The 20,300-nt window shown below is 64.2% G+C and carries 17 protein-coding genes and 2 pseudogenes; 11 read left to right on the top strand and 8 right to left on the bottom strand.

Annotated elements, in window-relative coordinates; translation table 11 throughout:
* Positions 1-256: 256 nt before the first annotated feature.
* The 3 genes and pseudogenes from VKI00_RS17310 to VKI00_RS17295 all read left to right on the top strand — a co-directional run.
* A pseudogene (locus tag VKI00_RS17310) lies at positions 257-1,270 on the top strand (lytic transglycosylase domain-containing protein); the annotation flags it as partial.
* A 45-nt stretch (positions 1,271-1,315) separates the two neighbouring features.
* Complete coding sequence (locus tag VKI00_RS17305) at positions 1,316-2,218, top strand: alpha/beta hydrolase family protein (RefSeq protein WP_324439474.1); 903 nt, start codon at positions 1,316-1,318, stop codon at positions 2,216-2,218.
* A 646-nt stretch (positions 2,219-2,864) separates the two neighbouring features.
* The gene (locus VKI00_RS17295) at positions 2,865-3,245 is read left to right on the top strand and encodes a DUF732 domain-containing protein (RefSeq protein ID WP_324439472.1); all 381 of its coding nucleotides are present in this window, start codon (positions 2,865-2,867) and stop codon (positions 3,243-3,245) included.
* Positions 3,246-3,621: 376 nt separating this feature from the next.
* On the opposite strand, the gene VKI00_RS17290 is transcribed toward VKI00_RS17295, so the two are convergent.
* Positions 3,622-4,200 carry an MPT63 family protein gene (locus tag VKI00_RS17290; protein ID WP_324439469.1) on the bottom strand — a complete coding sequence of 193 codons (579 nt, stop codon included), beginning with the start codon at positions 4,198-4,200 and terminating at the stop codon, positions 3,622-3,624.
* A 462-nt stretch (positions 4,201-4,662) separates the two neighbouring features.
* On the opposite strand from VKI00_RS17290, the gene VKI00_RS17285 reads away from it, so the two are divergent.
* Entirely contained in the window at positions 4,663-5,124 is a 462-nt protein-coding gene (locus tag VKI00_RS17285) for a hypothetical protein (RefSeq protein WP_324439467.1), read from the top strand.
* A gap of 287 nt (positions 5,125-5,411) precedes the next feature.
* Here the strand turns inward: VKI00_RS17285 and VKI00_RS17280 are convergent, their stop codons facing one another.
* The 7 genes from VKI00_RS17280 to VKI00_RS17250 form a co-directional block, all read right to left on the bottom strand.
* On the bottom strand, positions 5,412-5,828 hold the full coding sequence (locus VKI00_RS17280; RefSeq protein WP_324439466.1) for a lipoprotein LpqH: 417 nt from the start codon (positions 5,826-5,828) through the stop codon (positions 5,412-5,414).
* A gap of 100 nt (positions 5,829-5,928) precedes the next feature.
* Complete coding sequence (locus VKI00_RS17275) at positions 5,929-6,771, bottom strand: SDR family oxidoreductase (protein WP_324439464.1); 843 nt, start codon at positions 6,769-6,771, stop codon at positions 5,929-5,931.
* Between the two features lie 80 nt (positions 6,772-6,851).
* Complete coding sequence (locus tag VKI00_RS17270) at positions 6,852-8,171, bottom strand: TetR/AcrR family transcriptional regulator (protein WP_324439461.1); 1,320 nt, start codon at positions 8,169-8,171, stop codon at positions 6,852-6,854.
* A 116-nt stretch (positions 8,172-8,287) separates the two neighbouring features.
* Positions 8,288-8,941: a nitroreductase family protein gene (locus tag VKI00_RS17265; protein ID WP_324439459.1), complete on the bottom strand. Its 654-nt coding sequence runs from the start codon at positions 8,939-8,941 to the stop codon at positions 8,288-8,290.
* On the bottom strand, positions 8,938-9,876 hold the full coding sequence (locus VKI00_RS17260; RefSeq protein ID WP_324439457.1) for an SDR family NAD(P)-dependent oxidoreductase: 939 nt from the start codon (positions 9,874-9,876) through the stop codon (positions 8,938-8,940). The genes VKI00_RS17265 and VKI00_RS17260 overlap by 4 nt, the downstream gene beginning before the upstream one ends.
* A gap of 18 nt (positions 9,877-9,894) precedes the next feature.
* Positions 9,895-10,995: an acyl-CoA dehydrogenase family protein gene (locus tag VKI00_RS17255; protein ID WP_324439455.1), complete on the bottom strand. Its 1,101-nt coding sequence runs from the start codon at positions 10,993-10,995 to the stop codon at positions 9,895-9,897.
* A complete protein-coding gene (locus VKI00_RS17250) occupies positions 10,992-12,149 on the bottom strand; it encodes an acyl-CoA dehydrogenase family protein (RefSeq protein ID WP_324439453.1) in 1,158 nt (385 codons plus the stop codon). Before VKI00_RS17250 ends, VKI00_RS17255 begins: the two co-directional genes overlap by 4 nt.
* Positions 12,150-12,230: 81 nt before the next feature.
* On the opposite strand from VKI00_RS17250, the gene VKI00_RS17245 reads away from it, so the two are divergent.
* The 7 genes and pseudogenes from VKI00_RS17245 to VKI00_RS17215 all read left to right on the top strand — a co-directional run.
* Positions 12,231-13,940 (top strand): nitric oxide reductase activation protein NorD, encoded by a 1,710-nt coding sequence (locus VKI00_RS17245; protein WP_414687229.1) that lies wholly within the window; start codon positions 12,231-12,233, stop codon positions 13,938-13,940.
* A 132-nt stretch (positions 13,941-14,072) separates the two neighbouring features.
* Complete coding sequence (locus VKI00_RS17240) at positions 14,073-14,918, top strand: CbbQ/NirQ/NorQ/GpvN family protein (protein WP_324439449.1); 846 nt, start codon at positions 14,073-14,075, stop codon at positions 14,916-14,918.
* 89 nt (positions 14,919-15,007) lie between these two features.
* Positions 15,008-16,126, top strand: a complete 1,119-nt coding sequence (locus VKI00_RS17235; protein ID WP_324439447.1) for an ABC transporter substrate-binding protein — start codon at positions 15,008-15,010, stop codon at positions 16,124-16,126.
* A 4-nt stretch (positions 16,127-16,130) separates the two neighbouring features.
* Positions 16,131-17,273 carry a spirocyclase AveC family protein gene (locus VKI00_RS17230; RefSeq protein ID WP_324439445.1) on the top strand — a complete coding sequence of 381 codons (1,143 nt, stop codon included), beginning with the start codon at positions 16,131-16,133 and terminating at the stop codon, positions 17,271-17,273.
* Complete coding sequence (locus VKI00_RS17225) at positions 17,266-18,267, top strand: SDR family oxidoreductase (RefSeq protein ID WP_324439443.1); 1,002 nt, start codon at positions 17,266-17,268, stop codon at positions 18,265-18,267. Before VKI00_RS17230 ends, VKI00_RS17225 begins: the two co-directional genes overlap by 8 nt.
* 9 nt (positions 18,268-18,276) lie before the next feature.
* Positions 18,277-19,491 (top strand): annotated as a pseudogene (locus VKI00_RS17220) (cytochrome P450); the annotation flags it as partial.
* 117 nt (positions 19,492-19,608) lie between these two features.
* The coding region (locus tag VKI00_RS17215; protein ID WP_324439476.1) for an aldehyde dehydrogenase family protein at positions 19,609-20,300 on the top strand (692 nt) is incomplete at its 3' end.

Here is a 20,300-nt window from a genome sequence, read left to right as displayed (position 1 = left end):
GACTCGCTGGAGGGCACCCAGAAATACCCCGTCCCCGACTACGCCGACGAGCCCGACGGTCCGGGCCGGCACCGCGACGAAGACGCCGACACCGCCTCGATCCCCACCCAACGCGGATATTAGACAAATGGCACGCCACCGCCTGAGGGCACATGCCGAAGAGCCGGCCGTGGTGTGCGGATCGGTTAAGGCCTTGGCTGTCTGGAGGTTTGGCCAGCGCCACCGTGCCAGGTCGCGCCAATCGGCAGTCCGTCTGATGCGGCACTCGGCGTTGAGCATCGCTACGATAGCTCCCTTGGTACTTGCTTGTGCCGCCGGCGGCGGGGCACGCCGAATACCCCCGCCCGCGCCGGCTTTGCCCCCTATTGCCAATACTTCGGTGGCGGTTGTCGCAGCTTCCGTGAGCAAGTCATCAGGGCGTGCCGTGGTCGCGGTCGCGCGGCCACCGACCAACGTGCATGTCGTTGCGGCCGCTAAGTCGGCGGCGCCCCCCGCCGTGGTGGTGAATTCCCCTAGTGCAGTTGGCATTCCGTCGATGGCCCTTGCTGCCTACCGTAACGCCGAGCAAAAAATGGCCGCATCCGATCCCGACTGTGGGATCAGCTGGAACCTCTTGGCCGGCATCGGACGCATCGAATCTGGACACGCCAACGGCGGTGCGACCGACGCCCGAGGTACCGCCGTCCACCCGATCTATGGACCCGCGCTCGATGGCACGCTGCCCGGGAACGAGGTCATCGTCCAAAGCAGCGCGGGCGGTCGAGTCAGCTACGCGCGCGCCATGGGCCCGATGCAGTTCCTGCCCGGCACCTGGGCACGGTATGCCTCCGACGGCGACGGCGACGGCATCGCCGATCCCCAGAACCTTTACGACTCCACCCTGTCCGCCGCGCGGTATCTGTGCAGCGGCGGGCTGAACTTGCGAGACCAGTCTCAGGTAATGACGGCAATCTTGCGCTACAACAACTCGATCCCATACGCCCGAAATGTGCTGGGGTGGGCCGCGGCTTATGCCACCGGCGTGGTTCCGGTAGACCTGCCACCGGTGACCGGGCCGGCACCGCCGCTCGCTGACCTGCATCTGGAGAACCCCGAGGGGCTCGGGCCGGGGCTGCCACTCAATGTCCACGGCCTGCCGTCCACCGACCCGCTGGCCCAGATGCCGTTGATCGACTTCGGCCCACCGGCGATGCCCGCGCAGCAACCGGTCTGGCCGCCCCAGGCGGTGGTGCCGGACACTCCCGGTTGCACAGTGATCTGCATCGAGTCGCAAAGCGCAACAAATCAACAGGCACCGTGACGAAGTGAGGTGGACATGAGGAGACGGTTGGTTTTCTCGAGAGTGCTGTTAGCCGTGGCGTTGGCGGTGGCGTCGGCTACCGTCACGGAGATCGACTCTTCTACCGGCATCGCTCGTGCGGCTGCGGTGGAAAATCTCATGGTGCCGTCAGCGGCCATGGGCCGCGATATACCGGTGACTTTCATGGCAGGCGGGCCACATGTTGTCTATTTGTTGGACGCGTTTGATGCCGGTCCCGATGTGAGTGGTTGGGTCACCGCTGGAAAGGCGATGAATACGCTTGCCGGCAAAGGAATCTCGGTTGCCGCACCTGCGGGTGGTGCTTACAGCATGTACACCGATTGGGAGCAGGACGGCAGCAAGCGGTGGGATACTTTCCTATCTAGCGAACTCCCCGACTGGTTGGCCGCAAACAAAGGTCTCGCCCCCGGCGGTCACGCTGTTGTCGGCGCCGGACAGGGCGGGTACGCAGCGATGGCGTTGGCCGCTTTCCACCCGGATCGCTTTGGCTATGCCGGTTCGATGTCGGGTTTCCTGTACCCGTCCAGCACGAACTACAACGGCGCGATCCTGGCCGGGCTGCAGCAGTTCGGTGGGATTGACGGCAACCGTATGTGGGGAGCGCCGCAATTGGGCCGGTGGAAGTGGCACGACCCGTACGTCCACGCCGCGCTGCTGGCGCAAAACAACACCCGTGTTTGGGTCTACTCCGCGAAATCCGGTGCCAGCGATCCTGCGGCCGTGCTGGGTTACCCCGACCAGGCGACAGGATCAAACCTGGAGTTTTACCAGCAGTACCGCACCGTCGGCGGGCACAATGGCCACTTCGACATCGCGGTCGGTGGTGACAACGGCTGGGGCTCGTGGTCGGGCCAGTTGGGCGCCATGTCCGGCGACATCGCTGGGGTTATCCGCTAGGGTTCCGAGTCACACGCGGGCGACTCCGTCGAGTCCGCGGACGTTCAAGAACCGCAGGTAAAGGGCTGGAGCGAATCGGAACGAGACGGAGCGAAACCGCAGGTAAGACGGTAAATTGCCTGGTCAAGGCTGGGGTTCGAATCCCCTTAGCACCACAACTCCGCCCGCACCGATGCTGTGACTGCATTCGCGCAGGTAGATGTATGTTTCTATGCTCACTGTGGTGCCTCCTGGGCATCTGGTGGGCACATTTTGGGCACACTTTCCGGTGAATACCTGGCATGCAGAGTGACCGCGACAGCGTCCAAATCGTCGTCAAACAGGTCGGCGTAGGTGTCCAGGGTCATCTTTACTAAAACGACTTTACTAATACGACGCGGCGTTACCCGCCCGGGTTCCACGTCCCCGTGCCGGGGTCGTACTCGAGTCCGCAGGAGAGCGGCTGCCACCGACATCTCGGCGGGTACACCTGCGCGCCTGGGAATTCCGGACCTGCCGACGGTGGTTAGATTCTTCCGTGCCTATGGACGTCCTGTCGTCACTCGGGTTGAATTAGATACTGAGCAGATGACACCGAAGGAATGGAAATCCTGCCGAGCGCACCGGCATCACCAGCCTTGCAGACGCTCTGGTTAGCGCCTCGGTGGTGCTGACCGCCGCAATTATTTGCGCTGGCGCGGCAAGCGCCGACCCAAGCCAGCAGGATCAGTTTGTGGCGCTGCTCGAACAAGATCAGGTTCCCCTCATCGATAACTTGCCTGCTCTCGTCGCCCGAGCCCATCAAATTTGTGGCGAACTCGATGGCGGCGCCTCGGTCTATACCGTGGTAAACGAAGAGATGAACGGTATATTCGAGGAAAATCCGGCTTACCACCTAGAGTCCGCTCGGGTTCATAGGACCGCGATCAGATTCATCGCCGTATCAGCGGAAGTCTACTGCCCAAGCCATCTTGCCGATCCGTATGTAAGCGACGACGTCGGCTTCTCTATCCTTGGTCCAGTGGCAGGGGTACGTCACCAGACGTAGACGGGATTCGTTGTGGGGCAAGAGAATCCCTGCGACACATGTTCGACATGCATTGTTGCGGAACATGTGCTTGATATGCAATTTAATGCTGCTCACCTTTGCGGCGATACCCCGGCGGCGGTGACAGCCGTCGCCGGGGCCTTTCCGCGGGATTGCGGGAAGCTTTCACCACGCCGTGGGCACACATTGGGCACACTTCGGCGTCGGTAACAGATAACTGGCGTGAAGTACCGTTATGTGTTTCGCAGCTAGAAGCCATTTCGGTGGCGTGAGCGGGTAGCTGAATAGGGTTCGAGTCTCTCCGCCCGCACCGATTCCCGCACACGCAATCTCCCCGCGCCACTACGCGTGGCGCGGGGAGATATTTGCGGCCGGATTAGGTCGTGGCCGGGCCAGGCAGCGTGCCCGGCGCCGGAGCTGAGTTCTGCGGTGCGCCAGGCGAGTTCGGCTGTCCATTAGGGGCCGAGGTCCCCGGCACGTTCGACGTCCACATCAGAATGTCTTGCATTCCGTCGTTGTAGACGACGCCATTCGGGGGTGCGCCGGTCGCGTCGAAGTACAGCGTGCCGGTCGACTCGCTGCCCTGCGGGATCGGCGCCGGGTTGAGGCTGCCCGGGGCCTGAACCTTGTCGATCACCCGGTAGTTCTGACCGTTGGGCCCGCGGGCGATGAAGTCGTTAACCATTGGGGTAACAAGCCCGCCGTCCGACCTGACGGTGATGTCAGCCTGGTAGAGCGTTCCTTTAGGCGTGTAGCCGGGGATCGCAACGTTGCTGGGCTGCAGGTTGCTCACCGTGTAGTTGGTCACCAAGGGTCCCTCGATCAGCGGTTCACTGGTACCGAATCCCTGGATGTTTGGCGGCGCAGCCGAGGCGGCTGCTGCGGCGACAACGCTCGCTGCGGTTATTCCGGCGGCGCCGATTGCCGTCTTAACAGTGCTCGTTGTGAACTTCACGATGGGCTCCTTTTTGCTCCTGATCGTTTCGCGGCTACCCAGCATTGGGTGAAACCGCACGGGGTTGGCGTAGCCCAGCGACTGCGATTTCAAACGTGCGTGCATCGCGAAATGCCATGTACAGCTTGACTGCCTGCGTAAATGGCGCGAATTCATTTTGCGCGGAATAGCAGTTAGAACAACTTCTTTAACATTGGCATCACTGGTATTGGTATCACTTGCGACGAATTCGCAAAGCTGGCGCCGCAGTTCCCGAACTAATTAGCCCTTCGTTGCAGGTGCCTGCGTGGTTTGGAGGTGTCCGCCGCCGCCTGCTCGTGGGTGATTTCGGCGCCATGGGAGAACCGGCTGTGAAATGGGTAACTATCCCACCGGACCGGGCAGCATTTCCGGAGCCCGAGCGTTGGTGAACGGTAGCGGTCACTAAATCGGACGGTGGCTCCCACAGCTAGCGAGGCTGACATGCAGCAGACCACGATCGCCGGACGCCACGAAACCCACTACCCCATCGCCGAGACGCTTTGGGTCCTTGCGGGCGTCATCTTGCTGCTCGCCTTCGGAGACGGTGTGACCCTGTTGGTTCTCGGCTCCGCGATTGCGGCCATGGCCGCGGCGTGGTGGATCCACCGGAGCGTGGGCAGCAAGGGTCGCGCAGTGGCCGTGGTCGGGTCACTCATCGTCGCCGCGGCTGGACTGGCCGCGCTGTTGGCGGTCGCTGCGCCGGCACAGGCCGCGTCCGTTGACTCGCGTTTCGACATCTGTGCCGCACTGCGGAATGGCGCGAGCCTGGCCACCATCGAAAGCACCCTTGAGGCCCGCGGCTACAACGCAACCAATGCCGGCACCCTGACCGGTACTACCATCCGCCAGCACTGCCCGGATCAGGCAGCCGGTGTGATGGCGCAACTCTCGAAAATATCGTGAAAGCGCGGCAAGGCGGTTAGACCGACCTTCGACCTGTCACCATTGCAGGTGTGAGCGCCGCGATTTGGGTGTTATTGACCGTCTTGGCCATCGGAATAGTGGTCGAGAGCCTGCTCCGGCTTAGGAAGTGGCTCAATAACGCACCTCCAGGTCAAGACGTCAAACCGCCGCGCAGCGACGGTCCGGAATAGCCGCTACGGGCGACGGTTGGCGGGGTTACTGCCGGCAGATGTCGGCGCGACGGCCGCGGACGCCTTGACGTCGATCTGACCCGCGGCCGCCGTCGGTCAACACCCCACCTCGATCTTGAACGGCGCGGTAAGCGAAACGCGTGGATCGTTCAGCTGAGATCCTTCGGCCGTGCCGGTAATGGTGTAGGTGCCGTTGGCGAAAACGACTTTCGCATCACCGGCCCCCGCGTCGGCGACGCCGGTGAAGCCCGCGAAGTTGTCGATGTTGACCGATTCAAGCTTCGGCTTTTCGGAATCGAGCTTGAGCGACACCCGCACACTTGCCGGCGCTGCGGCGATGTGCGCGGTCAACAACCACTGAACCTGATCGCAGGTGACGGCATGCGAGGTGCGGGTGTTGTTGTCGACGGTGATTCGCGCGGTTTGCTGCGTCGGTTTTTCCGAATGCGAGCATCCTGCGCAGGATGCCACCATTAGAACGGTCACCGCCACGGTGACGAATCGACTTCCCACCGCGCACCTCCATTCCGACGGCCGCGTGAACGCGTGCTCTCGTCGCACGCTTTTTCTACCAGCCGCGAGGCCGTCTTCGGGAGTAAATGTGCGTGGTCGGCTAGTTGAGCGAGATCCGGCCCATGAGCAAGTCGATGATGGGTTTCCCGGCTGCGAAAGTTCCGGTATTCGATGAATTGACGTGTCCATAGTCGACAAGGAGTGTCACGCCGTTGACACCCGCGGCGGCGTCACTGTTGAGGAACGCCATCACGTTGCCCATCTGCTCCGGGGTGTGGACTTGGGCGCCGGTGGCCTCTCGGTAGTCCTGCGCGAAAGTCAGCCACAGATCGGCGTTGGCCCGGGCCAGGGGAGTGTCCGTGGGGCCGGGGCAGATCGCATTGATCCGCACGCCCTTAGCCAGGAACGGGAATGCGTGCGTCGCGACATAGGCGTTGATGGCCTGCTTGCTGGTGCCGTAATGGCCGAAGTTGTCCGCCTCGTGGGCCTTGACCCAGGCGTCTGCGGACTCGAAGTCAGGCGTGGCCAAGAACTCCTGAAGCCGCGGCAGATCGCTCTCCCATCCGATGCCGGCCACCGAGGAAATGAAGCAGATTGCCGAACCGCGGTTGAGTTGGTTGTTGTTCAGCAGTCGGTCGATCACGTGCCGGTGACCGATGAAGTTGATCTTCATCAGGTCTGGACCGTCGGCAATGCCGGCGGCGGAGAACAGGGCGTCGACCGGTCCGCCGACCTGCTCGAGTGCGCTGTCGATCGATGCCGGGTCCCGAAGGTCGACCTGGATCCCGCGGCCGAGTTCGGAGGCGACCGGCGCGTAGTCCATGTTGATGACCTCGGCTCCGAGTGCGCCAACGATCTTGGCCGCCGCGGCGCCCATGCCCGTGGCACCTCCCACGATCAGCGCCCGCTTGCCGTCGTAGCGGAACTGCTCGATACCAGTCATTTCAATCCTCTCTGGGGATGCCAACAGTAAGGCTCACGAGTACTTTACGGGAACAGATGTTTGGTACCAGATTGCGGGTCCTACTTGCGTCTGCCGCGGTCGGCGGCACCGCGCAGCACGGTATCGCGGGCGTTGACCAGCGCCGCTTGCTTGCCTTGAGCCCGCACGATGTTCTCCGGCACCCAGATGACGTCCATCACGTAGCGGGCGAGCATCGACAGCGAAGGGGAATCCTCGATGCGGATGTCGCCCGACTGGATCCCTTCAGACAGCAACGCTCTGAGTTGTCGTAGTCGCATCGTGAACGCCAGCCCTGGGTTGGGCGTGTCCGGCGGCGATTGGCGCATCCACGCCAGTTGAATCTTCCACTCGTCGGGAAATTGATCTAACGCGTTGATGTTGACCCAACTCAGTGCGTCCAGCTTCTCCACTGGCGTGGCGTCGGTGCGCAGAACGCTGGCGAAGCCACCGCCGGCTTTCTTACCGAACGACTCCATGATCGACGCGAGCAGTTCGTCTTTCGACCCGATGAGCCGGTAGACGGTTCCGGTACCCAGTCCCGCCGCGGAAGCGATGTCCCTGATGGTGGTGACTTCGTAACCTTTTCTGCCGAACTCGGCTCGTGCCACCGCACGGACATGAGCGGCCTTGTCGTCGGCATCGGACTCGCCTTCGTCGCTCCACGTCTTGATTGCCGCCTCGGCGGCCGCGAAAGCGGGGGAGCCATCCAATTCCCGGTCACTGGGCGGCCGGGCGGCCAAACCGTGCAACATGATCCGGCACAAGACGGCCGCGGTCTGGTCGGGTGCGGCGGTGTGCCGGACGACGTCAAGTCCGACGTGCATCATGGTCTGGCAGATCCGGTCGGCCAGCGTCGGGAGGTCGATATCGGATCTGATGTAGCCACTCCATCTGCCGGCGCGCAGCGTCTGCAGCATTGCCTGCTGGACAGCGGTGGGCGGATTTTGCAGGAGTTCGACGAGCACTTGATTGGCACTCGGCGCCTCATAGAACGACATCTGCAGAGCGGCGCGATGCTGTACCGCGCAGCGTGCGATCGCCGAACCCAACTCGTAGATCTCGTCAGCGACCGGCCGCGAGTCGGGCTTGTCCAATCTCCCCTGGGCGATCTCGCCGATGCGCTCCAAGTCGGCGTAATAACGCCAGACCAGCTCGACGAGAATTGCTTCCTTCGACTCGAAGTGGTGGTACAGGCTTCCCGGCAAAATGCCCGCCGCGTCCGCGATTTCCTGCAGTGATGTGCGCAGGCCCGAGGAGGCTATCAACGACGCCGCGGTTTGCAGGATTTCGGTGCGACGAGTGCCATCGTCGTAGGCACCTCCACGGTCGTCTGCCAAGTCTGGGATGTGCTTGGCGGCACCTCGTCCCCGCGACGTCATGCGAGAACGTCCGGGTCGCCCAGACCGGACCAACGAATCGGCATCGGGCAAGTCTAGGCGGCCAGAGCCCTGTGCGGCTGCAGGCTCGGATGGTTGCTGAAGCATGAATCTCGATCTCAGAGCGGCGCTCCGTTCCAGCCGTCGACGGCAACGACCTCTTCGAGCGGACGCCTGGGGGCGGGGCGGAAGGTATGACCCGCGCGGAGGCGGCCAACGGGAAGCAGACAGCCCTGCGCGTAGCTTTCCGGGATCTGCAGGAGTTCTCGGACGGCGTTCTCGCGGTGCAGGTGCAGCGTCGTGACGCAGGTGCCGTAGCCGCGGGCATGCAGCGCCAGCTGGAAGTTCCACACTGCCGGGAAGATCGAGCCGTATAGCGTCGCCTGGTAGAACGACTCGTCACCGTCGATGCGCGGCAGATACGGCTGGTAGCAAGGGATTACCAGCATCGGCACCTTCGCCAAGTTCTCCACCAGCCACTCGGTGGACGACATGAGCCTGCCCTCCGGGGTGCCGGCCGGCATCAGATCGGCCAGCATCTGCCCACCGACTCGTAGCAGATACGCCTCCCGGTAGAGCCCCGCCAGCTTTTCCCGCAAACCGGGATCGGTGACAACCAGCCACCGCCAGGACTGCGCATTAGAGCCGTTTGCCGCCTGCAACGCGATGCGAAGGCATTCGCGGATGTCACCGACATCGAGGCTCGCATCCAAGTCGAGCGACTTTCGCGCCGATCTCGTCGCGGTCAGCAGTTGCTCAATGTCGGTCGTCATTGTGAAAACACGTTCACGCCGAGCCTTTCGCAGACCGCGAAGACTTCTTCGAAAATCGATCCGGGAACGGTGAACGGCTCGGTGGCCGAGACTTCGGCGAGATGTGCCGCGACGTCGTCTGCCGTCGGGCTGCTGCCCGGCTCTGCGAGCCAACCCTCACCGAGGCCCACGAAGACTCGCGAAAAGCGCCCGGCACAGGCCGAATAGTTGTGATGGGTGAACTCGCAGGCCCGACTGGCCAGGAATGCAACGATCGGCACGACCAGCTCGGGCTGGATCACTTTCAAAAATCCGGTCTCTTCAAGCGCTTTGGGATCTCCGACGGTTTCGGTGACCATTCGCGAAAACCCAAACGGCAGCACGGTATTGGCGAGGATCCCGTGCTGGGCTCCTTCGATGGCGATGACATTGGCCAGCCCCACCAGTCCCGCCTTGGCCGCCGCGTAGTGGGCTTCCAGGGGCTGTCCGAACATCCCGCCGGACGAGGAAATGAACACGAACCGCCCGTAGCCGGCCGCCTTCATCTCCCGGTATGCCGGTTGGCTCAAATAGAACCCGCCGTCCAGGTGCACGCCCAGCATCCGCCGCCAGTCGGCCTGCGACAAGTCTTCGAAGGGCACGCTGTTGAAGATGCCCGCGTTGCTCACCACTGCGTCGAGGCGACCGAATCGGTCGATGGCAGTGCGGACGATCGCTTCTCCACCCTGCGGGCTGTCCACCGAATCATGTGACGCCGCAGCGACACCACCGGCGCGCTCGATCTCTTCGACGACCGCGTCGGCGACGCTGGTGTCCGCACCATCGCCGTGCATGGATCCGCCGAGATCGTTGACCACCACCGCGGCGCCGCGGCGTGCCAATTCGATCGCATACAGGCGTCCGAGACCCCGGCCGGCGCCGGTCACGATAGCCACCTGTCCGGTGAAGTCGATCATTGCCACTCTCCCTCCAGGTCAGTGCACGACGACATCGACGAATTGCGCACCCACGTCGACGAGGTAGCGGTCGGGTCCGCCCAGAAATGCGTTCCAGCTCAGCAGCCGCTTGAGATACAGATGGGCATCATGCTCCCAGGTGTAGCCGATGCCGCCGAATACCTGAATGGCGTTGTCGCCAACGCTGGCCAGCCGCCCGGCGAACGCTTTGGCGCGCATCGCAGCCATATGCCGCTCGTCACGATCACCGGCGTCGGCCGCCCACAGCGCGTGGATCACGCCGCTGCGGGCGAGTTCAACCGTTTCGAACATGTCGACGCAGAGGTGCTGGACCGCCTGGAAAGCGCCGATCGGCTGGCCGAATTGGCGGCGCACCTTGGCGTATTCGACGGCCAAGTGCAAGACTGCGCGCGCGGCGCCGAGCGCGTCGGCGGCCCAGGCGATGACCACGTCGTCGACGAGCGCCTCGACGGCATCCGGCGGCGCAGTGGCCAGACGTTGCGCGGGTGTGCCGTCGAAGGTCACGCGAAAGTGCTTGCGGGTCTGGTCGATTCCGGTTTGCGCCGTGACGTCGACGCCTGGCGCCGACGTCTGGACGGCGAAAAGCCCTGTGCCGTCCTGGTCGTCGGCCAGCACGAGCAGGACGTCGGCGGCGGCGACATCACAGAAGTTGTCGATCGCGCCACGCAGCACAATGTCGTCGGCCTGTTTGACAGCAGTTGGGCGAGCGCCGTCGAGCGGGCCCACCGTCGCGATGGTGGAGCCGTCTGCAATGCCGTTGAAAAGCGGTGCCGCGGTGGCGCTATCCACGCCGAACCGCATCAGTGCGCGAGTCGCGGCGACCGCGGTGGACAGCCATGGTCCGGGGTGTAGTCCGGCCCCGAGCTCCTCGAGGACGATGCCGGCCTCGACCATCGTCATACCGGCACCGTCGTATTCCGGTGGCACCAGTAGCCCGATGGTCCCCAGGTCGGCGAGCCCACGCCAGACCGCCTCGGTGGTGCCGGTTGGATCCTCGAGCATCGGGCGGACATGTCCGGCAATCGACGCCTTTTCGGCAAGGAAGCTTCGCACGGTCTCGCGCAACGCGATCTGCTCGTCGCTCAGTTCCAGGTTCATGAGCGCGGCAACCCGAGGACCCGCTGCGCGTTGATGTTCTTGTTGATCTGCGTCGTGCCGCCGGCGATGGTGAGCGATCGCGATGTCAAGCGATAGTCGGCCCAGCGACGGCCGTCGGCGTGCGAGCCGAGTAAGTCGAACGCGAGCGCCGCAATCTCCTGCCCGACCTCGCCCCAGATCGTCTTGGCAAGGCTGGCCGACCCGAATGCGTCGCCCCCGTGCAGAATCGCCGAGATCGAGCGCTGGCACAGCACCTCGAGATATTTGATACGCAAAGCGATTTCGCCGAGGCGCCGCAACGTCGTGGCATCGCCGAGCACCGGCCGACCGTCGATGTGAACGTCGGCGAGGTCGGCCACCAGTTCTGCCAGTCGCATCTGCATCTCGGTGTAGAGGCGCGCCGCGCCGGCACGTTCGTGGCTCAGCGTCGTTGTCGCGATCCGCCAGCCTCCGTTCACCGGGCCGAGCAGCGCATCCGCGGGCACCCGCACGTCGTTCAAAAAGACTTCCGCGAAATCGGCTTCGCCGCTGAGCGTGACGAGCGGGCGGACCTCGATGCCCGGCAACGACATGTCCACGATCAGGCAGGAAATACCCTTGTGTTTGGGTGCATCCGGGTCGGTGCGTACGTACAGCTGACACCAATCGGCGCGGTAGCCCAGCGAGGTCCAGATTTTCTGGCCGTTGACGACGAAATCATCGCCGTCCCGTACGGCGCGGGTGCGCAGCGACGCGAGATCTGAGCCCGCTTCGGGCTCCGACATTCCCTGGCACCAGATGTCGTCGGCCCGCATCATCCGGGGAAGCAGTGTGCGCTTCTGGGCTTCGGTGCCGTACTGCATGATCGCGGGTGCGATGTTGTTCATCCCGATCACGTTGAGCGGCATCGGCACCCGAGCACGAGTGGTCTCCTCGGCGTACACCAGCTGCTCGAGCACCGTTGCACCGCGGCCACCGTACTCCTGCGGCCAGGAGACAGCGGCCCATCCGGCGTCGGCCATCGTCGCGTTCCAGGCTCGAAGTTTTTCGAACGCGGCGTCGTCCTTGCCCCGCTGGCGGCCGGCGGCCACAACGTCGTCGGTGAGGTTTGCGGCCAGCCACGCGCGCAACTCCTTGCGGACCTGTTCCACCTCTGGTGGGTACGAGAAATCCACGTTTGCTTGTTTACCTCGCGAGATTGACTGTGGCCAAGCCGGACTTTACGTTGGAACAGATATTTGGTCAACGAGGTCACAATGGTTCGGAGGTCGGAAGTGGCAAGCGACGCTTCTGACGATCGGTTGCAAGGCCTCGGCATGCTCGCATCCGCGCTTGCGGGCCGAGCGCTCGCGGTGGCCGAACTGCAACCGGGCGAACCCTCGTGGACGGACGGCCAGACGATTTTCGTCGACCCTTCCGCTCGCACCCGCGCGAAACTCGAAGCGATTGCGGTGCAGGCGTCGATGCTTGCGGCCGGCAGCCTGGACCCCGATGTCGTGCGTCCGCTGGTCCGCCATCCACGACTGGCCAGGCGCTTTCTGGCGATCGAGGGCCACCGCGCATTGGTCGCCAATAGTGCGCTGCTACCAGGTGTTTTAGCATCAGTGGCCGACCGCGATATCGCCGGCCGTAGCGACTCGCCTGCCGCTTCGCTGAGCATCGCCGCCGGACGGACCGTGATCGACGACCCGGCCCCGGAGTTCGGCGTGATTCGCGCCGCGAAGGTACTGGCGGCGTCCTCCCGAGCGGCCACACCACAGGATCAGGCGCAACCCGCACACGTCCCGCGCAGCCGCGGCGCCAAGGAACTCGAGCAACTCGACGACGGTGAAGTCGACGAAACCGACGATCCAGACTTGTTCACCAGCCCGGTTGGCGGAGGCGGCTTTATCGGCAAGTGGCTGAAGAAGATGCTGTCGTCGGTGCGTAAGACGGGCAGCGGCGGCGGACCGCCCGGCGCGGATACCCCGACGCACCGGACGAACTCCGCCAATCGCGGTCTGCACGCCGTGTCATCACTGGCCTCGACATCGAGCGAGGACATCAACGACGACGAAGCCAAAGCGGACGGCGTGCGGTATCCGGAATGGGACGTCACCCGCAAGAGTTACCGGCCCGACTGGTGCACGGTGCGGGAAGTCGAGCCGAAGACCAAGGTGACGGCGACCCATGCGATCGAAGATGCCATCAGCGTGCGGCGCCCGTTATCGCGACTCGGAATGGGACTGCACCGCCGCCACCGCCAGTCGCAGGGCGACGACATCGACATCGACGCGGCCGTCGAAGCACGCGTCGAGGTGCGAGCCAGGTCGGTGCCCGACGAGGCGGTGTACCTCGACAGCCTGCGGCGCCGACGCGACCTGTCGGTGCTGCTGCTCCTCGATGTATCGGGGTCGGCGGCGGAGCCCGGAACGGTCGGACGGACGGTGCACGAGCAACAGCGTGCGGCAGCCGCCAACCTCGCGGTTGCGCTGCACGACCTGGGCGACCGCGTTGCGCTCTACGCCTATTACTCGCAGGGCCGGAGCGCGGTGACCATGGTGCCCGTCAAACGATTCGATGACCAGCTGGACTCCCAGGTCATGAGACGACTGAACAGTCTTGAACCCGGCGCTTATTCGCGTCTCGGTGCGGCCATCCGACACGGCTCGGCGGTCCTGGAGGCACGCGGCGGAACGTCACGCCGGCTGTTGGTGGTGCTTTCCGACGGACTCGCATACGACCACGGCTACGAGCGGCCCTACGGTGCGGCCGACGCGCGGCGTGCTTTGACCGAGGCCCGCCGTCGGGGCACCGGCTGCGTGTGCCTGACGATCGGCGCGGGAACCGACGTGCAGTCGCTGCGCAGGGTCTTCGGCGACACCGCGCACGCGACGATCGGGCGCCCGGATCAACTCGCGGGCGTGATCGGGCCGCTGTTCCGCTCAGCGCTGCGTTCGGCAGAGGTTCGCCGGAAGGTGTCGTGAGGACCTTGATGCCAAGTCCCAGAACACAGTTGGCGCACCACTATTGCAGGCCCGGTCGTCAGGGAACTTGAAACAAACATCTGTTCCGGATAGGCTCCAGGCACCGCAGTGCGGCGGGGCAGAAGGGAAGCTATGGCCAACGAGTCCGGACTCGCCTATCGAAACGGCGCGACCACCGAGGCGGAGAGCATGCGGCCCTACTACAAGACGATCGGCAGCGAAGAGGCCATCTTCAAGGCGGCATACCGCCAGGGCCTGGCACTCCTCCTGAAGGGGCCGACGGGTTGCGGCAAGACCCGCTTCGTCGAGGCGATGGCCTACGACCTCGGACGGCCGCTGATCACCGTCGCCTGCCATGACGACCTCACCACCGCGGATCTCGTCGGTCGGTATCTGCTGCAGGGCGACGAAACCGTGTGGGTGGACGGTCCGCTGACGCGGGCGGTGCGCGAGGGCGCGATCTGCTATCTCGACGAAGTGGTGGAAGCCCGACAGGACACCACCGTGGTGCTGCATCCGCTCGCCGATCACCGGCGGCAACTGCCCATTGAGCGTCTCGGTGTCACGCTGGATGCGGCGCCCGAGTTCGGACTCGTGGTGTCCTACAACCCCGGCTATCAAAGCGTGCTCAAAGACCTCAAGGATTCGACACGCCAGCGGATGGTTGCCGTCGAATTCGGCTTCCCCGCAGCCGATGTCGAAGAGGGAATCGTCGCACACGAGGCCGGCGTGGATAGTGCCACCGCAGCCGAGTTGGTGCGTTTGGGGCAGGCCATCCGGCGGCTGGAAACCGGCGGGCTGCGTGAGGTCGCCTCGACCCGCGTGCTGATCGCGGCGGGCAGGCTTGTCGCAGAGGGCCTGACCATGCCGGAGGCGGCCCGGGCTGCGATCGCCGGGCCGCTCACCGACGACGTGGCGGTGGGCAAGGCTCTCGGCGAGATGATCGAGATCTATCTGGGCGGGGCGGAGGCCCGATGATTGACGCTGTATACCCGCGCGGCTAGGGTCTGAACAAATATTAGGTTTTCCACGGTTCGGCGTGCGTGAGGTTGTGATCAGGAGGTCAGATGTCCTACGAAAGCACCGCAGAACCGATCAAGGTCGGCTACCTGATGGACTTCAGGCTGCCGCCGGGCTTTCCGGAGGATCTGTTCGCCTCCTTCACTCAGACCTTTGACCTCATTTTCGAGGAGGCGGTCGAGCAGGGCGTTATGGACCGTCCCGTGCAGATGATCTATCGCGAGGTGGAGGGTCTGCCCAAGGGTTCGGTGAAGGCGGTGATCGATGCATATGGCGAACTGGTTGATGAGGGCTGTCTGGTCGTCTTCGGTCCCAACATCACCGATAACTGCGTGCCGTTGCGCGAAGCGATCGAGGAGCGATTCAAGGTGCCCGCGATCAGCGTGACCGGCACAGACGACTGGTTGGGCGAGTGGACCTTCGCATTCCCCCAGGGATCGATGACCGACGAGCCGATCTTTCTGGCCGACCTGATCGGCAAACGGGGGATCACCGAGATCGGTGTTCTGATGGAGCAGAGCCTGATCGGGCAGAGCTACCTGAAGAATCTGCGAACTGCATGTCAGCGCAAGGGTATTCGGATCGTCGCCGAGGTCGCGGTCGCGCAGACCGCACAGGACATCAACGAAGCGGTGCGTACCCTGCACGATGCGAAGGCCGAAGCGATCGTGCACCTAGGCTTCGGCTTTGGGATCGTGTTCATCAACCCGGCGCTGGAGGCTGTCAACTGGGATCCGCCCCGGTTCACCACCACAGCGTGGCAGAACGCATGGGTCAACCCGATCATGTGGAATGCGTTCATGGGCTGGACCGGTGTCGACCAGTACGACGAGGCGAACCGGATCGGGCAGGATTTCCTGGACTCCTACGCGAAGAAGTACAACGGCAGTCGTCCCGAGTTCTGCGTGACGGTCGTCAACCGCGACGTCGCCGCGACGTTGGTGCGGGCGTTCAGCGACTCCCACCCACTCAGCCCGCGCGGCGTCAAGGAGGCGCTGGAGCGGGTCAAGATGATGCCGGCCGCCTCCGGTGCGCCCGGCACCCGGGTGTCGTTCGGTAAGTGGACGCGGCGGGCCTGGATGGGTGCCGGCTATCTGGTGGCACGGACCCTCGATGCCGACGGCGTCAACTCGCATCTGGTCGATCGCTTCGGAGAGGAAGGCTGACTCGATGTCTACGGAACAGTCCATACCCCTGCAGGCAGACGACAAGCCCGCCCCGGCGCACGGAGGCGAAAAGCGCGGCTGGGGCGGATGGGTCGCTGGTGCTGCGCTGGCGGCGTTCGTGCTGTTCTTCATCGCGAACGCCCGCGTTGCCCTTGACCCGCGCGTCGCCAACCCGAACGTGCAGGGTCGGCCGCGCCCGGTGAAGTTCCTCTTCGGGCTGGACTACATCACCTTCCTGCACATCTCCACCGTGATCATGCTGCTCGTGCTGCTGGTGGTGTTCATCAGGGGATGGCGGCGCAATCCGGGCAGCCCATTGATGCTGATGTTCCTGTGCACCACGCTGATCGTGTGGCAGGACCCGATCATGAACTGGGCGCCGTTCGCGGTCTACAACCCCGATCTGATCCACTGGCCGGAGTCATGGCCGCTGGTGTCGTTGTCGCCGACGGTCGAACCGTTCGTCGTATTCGGTTACGTGACATTCTATTTCGGCCCGTACTTCCCGGCGGTCTGGATCCTGCGCAAGCTGCAGGCGAAATACGGACCCACGAGTTTCGTGTCGCGACACCCCTTGGTCAGTCTCGGAGTGCTGACTTGTGCGATCGGCTTCGTCTTCGACGCGTGGCTGGAGATCCAACTCGTTCACATGGGCATGTACATCTACTCGCAGGTGATTCCGTGGGGCTCGGTATTCACCGGCACGACGTTCCAATTCCCGCTGATCTGGGAGTCGTTCTCGGTGACCTTCGTGATGGTACCGGCGGCAATACTCTGCTACCGCGACGACACCGGGAAATCGGTGGCCGAGAAGCTTGCCGCAAAAGCCAAGATCTTCCCCAGTCGTCCGGTGCTCGGAACGTTCCTGGTGATGTTCGCCATCATCAACGTGTCCTACTTTGCCTACGGGGCATGGTTCGCCGCCATCAAGATCAGCAAGTCGGCCACCTCCGTCGCCTGCCCGTGGCCTTATCCGGAAGCCAAAGTTTATGATCCACAAGGCTTTTACGAAAAGGCGGGCGCGCAAGGCCCGTACTCCGTTGGCATCTGGTCGACGTGGGCGAGCGGGGAGCCGAACGGCCGGCCGCATGTCGACCCGCCTGCGCCGGGTCAAGGCCGCTGCGAACCCGCGAGAACGAATGGTTGAGCCGCGCACCGTTGTCGTCACCGGTGCGTCGCGCGGACTGGGGTTCGCATCGACCGTGCGCCTGTATAACGAGGGGTGGCGCGTGGTCGCGGCGATGCGGACACCCGACCGCGGGCTTCCGCTACTACGGCAGGCGACAGGCGCAGGCGAAGACGACGACCGGCTGATCGGTGTGCAGCTGGATTTGCTGGACCCCGCGTCGATCGCCGTGGCGGCCAAGGCAATTGAAGAAGCCGTGGGCGCACCCTATGCGCTCGTACACAACGCGGGGATCTCCGCCGCCGGCATGGTGGAGGAGACGGATATGGCGTTGTGGCAGAAGATGTTCGCCACCAGTGTCCTGGGCCCCGTCGCGCTCACCCAGGCGCTGCTGCCGTCCATGCGGGCGGTGGGCGAGGGGCGCATCGTGTTGGTATCCAGCGCGGCAGGGGTGCGCGGTCAGCCGGGCACCGCGCCGTACTCGGCGGCCAAGGGAGCGTTGGAGCGGTGGGGTGAGTCGATGGCGTGCGAGATCGCGCCCTTCGGTCTCGGTGTCACCGTTCTGGTCGCCGGCACCTATGACACCGAAATCATCACCGACGCCGGCACCACCGATGACCGTGATTTCGACGGCCCGTACGCCCGGCTGCACAACACCATGAACACCCGCGGGCGATTCGCGGTCAGTTTCGCCAGGCCCGCCGAGCGGTTCACCGACGGACTACTGAAGGCGCTCGACGACCGGGGGCCGTTTCGCCGCCGCGGCGTGGGCCCGGACGCCTCGATGCTGTTGGCTTTCAACAGGATTCTTCCGTCTTCGGGCATGCACCACATGTCGCGGATCGTGCTGGGCATACCCAGACAAGGCTCGATGCGCGGTGGGGCGTATCCGTTGACGGCGGCCCAAAAGGCGATGGTTTTTGCGGCGAAAGTACTTCCGCAGCCGGTGCTGCAGCGCCTGGCGTCGTCGGCGGCTCGGCGACGCCAGGGACTGAAAGGGAATGAAGGGGACTGAGGGGTAATTATGGAACAGCTTTTCGACGACCTCGATGATTTCGGCTCGTTCGACGACGCGATCTCCGGTGACGTGCGTGACCCGTACACCGAACTCGCGCGGCTGCGCCGCGAGGAACCAGTGCAGCGGCTTGAGACGTCCGGAGCGCTTCCGCACGAGGAATCGTTGCCGATGTTCATCGTCTATCGCCACGAGGATGTGCAGCAGATGCTGCGCGACAACGAGACGTTTTCGTCGTCGGCGGTCATCGCCGCGTTCGGCCCCGTGCTGGGTGAAGGTGTGATGCTCGGCATGGACGAGCCGATCCATGGCCGGTTGCGTTCCTTGGTCTCGAAGGCGTTCTCGCAGAAGTCGCTGGCGCGCTGGCAAGACGAGTTGGTCGGCCGCGTGGCGAATGGCCTGATCGACAACTTCGCGCCCAAAGGCAAGGCGGATCTGGTGAAGGAGTTCACCTTCGACTACCCAAGCCAGATCATCGCCGGTCTGTTGGGCTTGCCGGAAAAGGACTACCCGCAGTTCCAGCGGTGGTCGATTTCGCTGCTGAGCTGGCTGATGAATCCGGAACGCGGACTTGCGGCCTCGGCTGCCCTGTGCGACTACTTCGCCCCGATCCTCGAGGCCCGCCGAGCCGAGCCGAAGGACGACCTGATCAGTGCGCTTGGTGCCGCCGAGATCGATGGGGAGAAGCTCGCGGACGAAGAGATCTTTTCGTTCCTTCGGCTGCTGTTGCCCGCCGGCGTGGAGACGACGTACCGGGCGCTGGGCAGCCTGCTGCTCGGGTTGTTGTCGGATCCGCCGCAACTGGATGCCCTCCGCGAGGATCGCTCGCTGCTGCCGCAGGCCATCGAGGAGGGTGTGCGGTGGGAACCGCCGCTGCTGACCATCACCCGGGTGGCGACCCGCGACACCGAGCTCGGCGGGGTGGCGATCCCGGCCGGTGCGACGGTGATGCCGATGCTGGGTTCGGCGAATCGGCAACAGGATCGCTACCCGGATCCGAACACGTTCAATATCCACCGGGAGGCTCGGGCGAATCTGGGCTGGGGGCACGGCGTGCACGTCTGCCTCGGCATGCACCTGGCACGGCTGGAAATGCGCACCGCCATCAACCTCTTGCTGGACCGGCTGCCGAATCTTCGACTCGATCCGGACGGCGACGACCCGCATATCCGCGGGCAGGTTTTCCGGTCGCCGACGTCGGTACCGGTGCTGTTCGACCCCCAATGGCGAACCCCGGAGAGGTCGCAGCTTGCCAATCGGCTAGTTTCCAGTAAGGCTCTCCGTAGAGTAACCAGCGCTCTGCGGGACACCCCTCTAACGAGTCAGAAGAGAGTGACAGATATGACTGAGGCTGTAAAGGTCCGCTTCGAGCCGAAGATGATGATCGACGGCAAGCTCGTCGAGGGTCAGGCCGGCACCTTCACGAACATCAACCCCGCGACCGAGGAGTCGCTCGGTGAGGTTGCCGACGCCTCGAAGGAGGACATGCATCGGGCCATCGACGCCGCCCGGCGCGCCTTCGACGAGACCGACTGGTCGACGAACAAGGAGCTGCGCAAGCGCTGCCTCTTGCAGTTGCACGACGCCATCGAGTCCGAGATAGATGAGCTGCGCGAGGAGCTGATCCTCGAGGTCGGCTCGCCTCGAGCGATCACTTTCGGCCCCCAGTTGGATGCCCCACTGGAAGACGGACTGAAGTACCCCGCCAGGCTGATCGACGAGTACGCCTGGGAAACCGACCTGGGCGACAAGGTCATCAGCCTGACCGGCGCGCTGACCACCCGCAAAGTCTGGCGGGAGCCGGTCGGCGTGGTCGGCGCGATCGTGCCGTGGAACTTCCCGTTCGAAGTCACCCTCAACAAGCTCGACCAGGCGCTGGGCACCGGCAACACCGTGGTGCTCAAGCCGGCGCCCAACACCCCGTTCAACGCGACCCGGCTTGGCCGGCTCATCGCCGAAAAGACGGACATCCCAGCCGGTGTCGTCAACGTGGTCACCGCATCGGATCACTTCGTCGGTGAGGAACTGACGCT

Source organism: Mycobacterium sp., assembly GCF_035314665.1.
Classification (GTDB): Bacteria; Actinomycetota; Actinomycetes; order Mycobacteriales; family Mycobacteriaceae; genus Mycobacterium.
The sequence above is the reverse complement of the archived record's forward strand: the minus strand, read 5'-3'. Positions and strand labels throughout refer to the sequence as shown.

What these genes read in the sequence shown, in the direction of transcription:
- VKI00_RS17265 (WP_324439459.1), bottom strand. Translation starts at nt 8,941, where the DNA reads ATGACGACCGACATTGAGCAACTGCTGACCGCGACGAGATCGGCGCGA.
- VKI00_RS17255 (WP_324439455.1), bottom strand. Translation starts at nt 10,995, where the DNA reads ATGAACCTGGAACTGAGCGACGAGCAGATCGCGTTGCGCGAGACCGTG.
- VKI00_RS17240 (WP_324439449.1), top strand. Translation starts at nt 14,073, where the DNA reads ATGGCCAACGAGTCCGGACTCGCCTATCGAAACGGCGCGACCACCGAG.
- VKI00_RS17285 (WP_324439467.1), top strand. Translation starts at nt 4,663, where the DNA reads ATGCAGCAGACCACGATCGCCGGACGCCACGAAACCCACTACCCCATC.
- VKI00_RS17260 (WP_324439457.1), bottom strand. Translation starts at nt 9,876, where the DNA reads ATGATCGACTTCACCGGACAGGTGGCTATCGTGACCGGCGCCGGCCGG.
- VKI00_RS17230 (WP_324439445.1), top strand. Translation starts at nt 16,131, where the DNA reads ATGTCTACGGAACAGTCCATACCCCTGCAGGCAGACGACAAGCCCGCC.
- VKI00_RS17270 (WP_324439461.1), bottom strand. Translation starts at nt 8,171, where the DNA reads ATGACGTCGCGGGGACGAGGTGCCGCCAAGCACATCCCAGACTTGGCA.
- VKI00_RS17245 (WP_414687229.1), top strand. Translation starts at nt 12,231, where the DNA reads ATGGTTCGGAGGTCGGAAGTGGCAAGCGACGCTTCTGACGATCGGTTG.
- VKI00_RS17275 (WP_324439464.1), bottom strand. Translation starts at nt 6,771, where the DNA reads ATGACTGGTATCGAGCAGTTCCGCTACGACGGCAAGCGGGCGCTGATC.
- VKI00_RS17305 (WP_324439474.1), top strand. Translation starts at nt 1,316, where the DNA reads ATGAGGAGACGGTTGGTTTTCTCGAGAGTGCTGTTAGCCGTGGCGTTG.
- VKI00_RS17225 (WP_324439443.1), top strand. Translation starts at nt 17,266, where the DNA reads ATGGTTGAGCCGCGCACCGTTGTCGTCACCGGTGCGTCGCGCGGACTG.
- VKI00_RS17235 (WP_324439447.1), top strand. Translation starts at nt 15,008, where the DNA reads ATGTCCTACGAAAGCACCGCAGAACCGATCAAGGTCGGCTACCTGATG.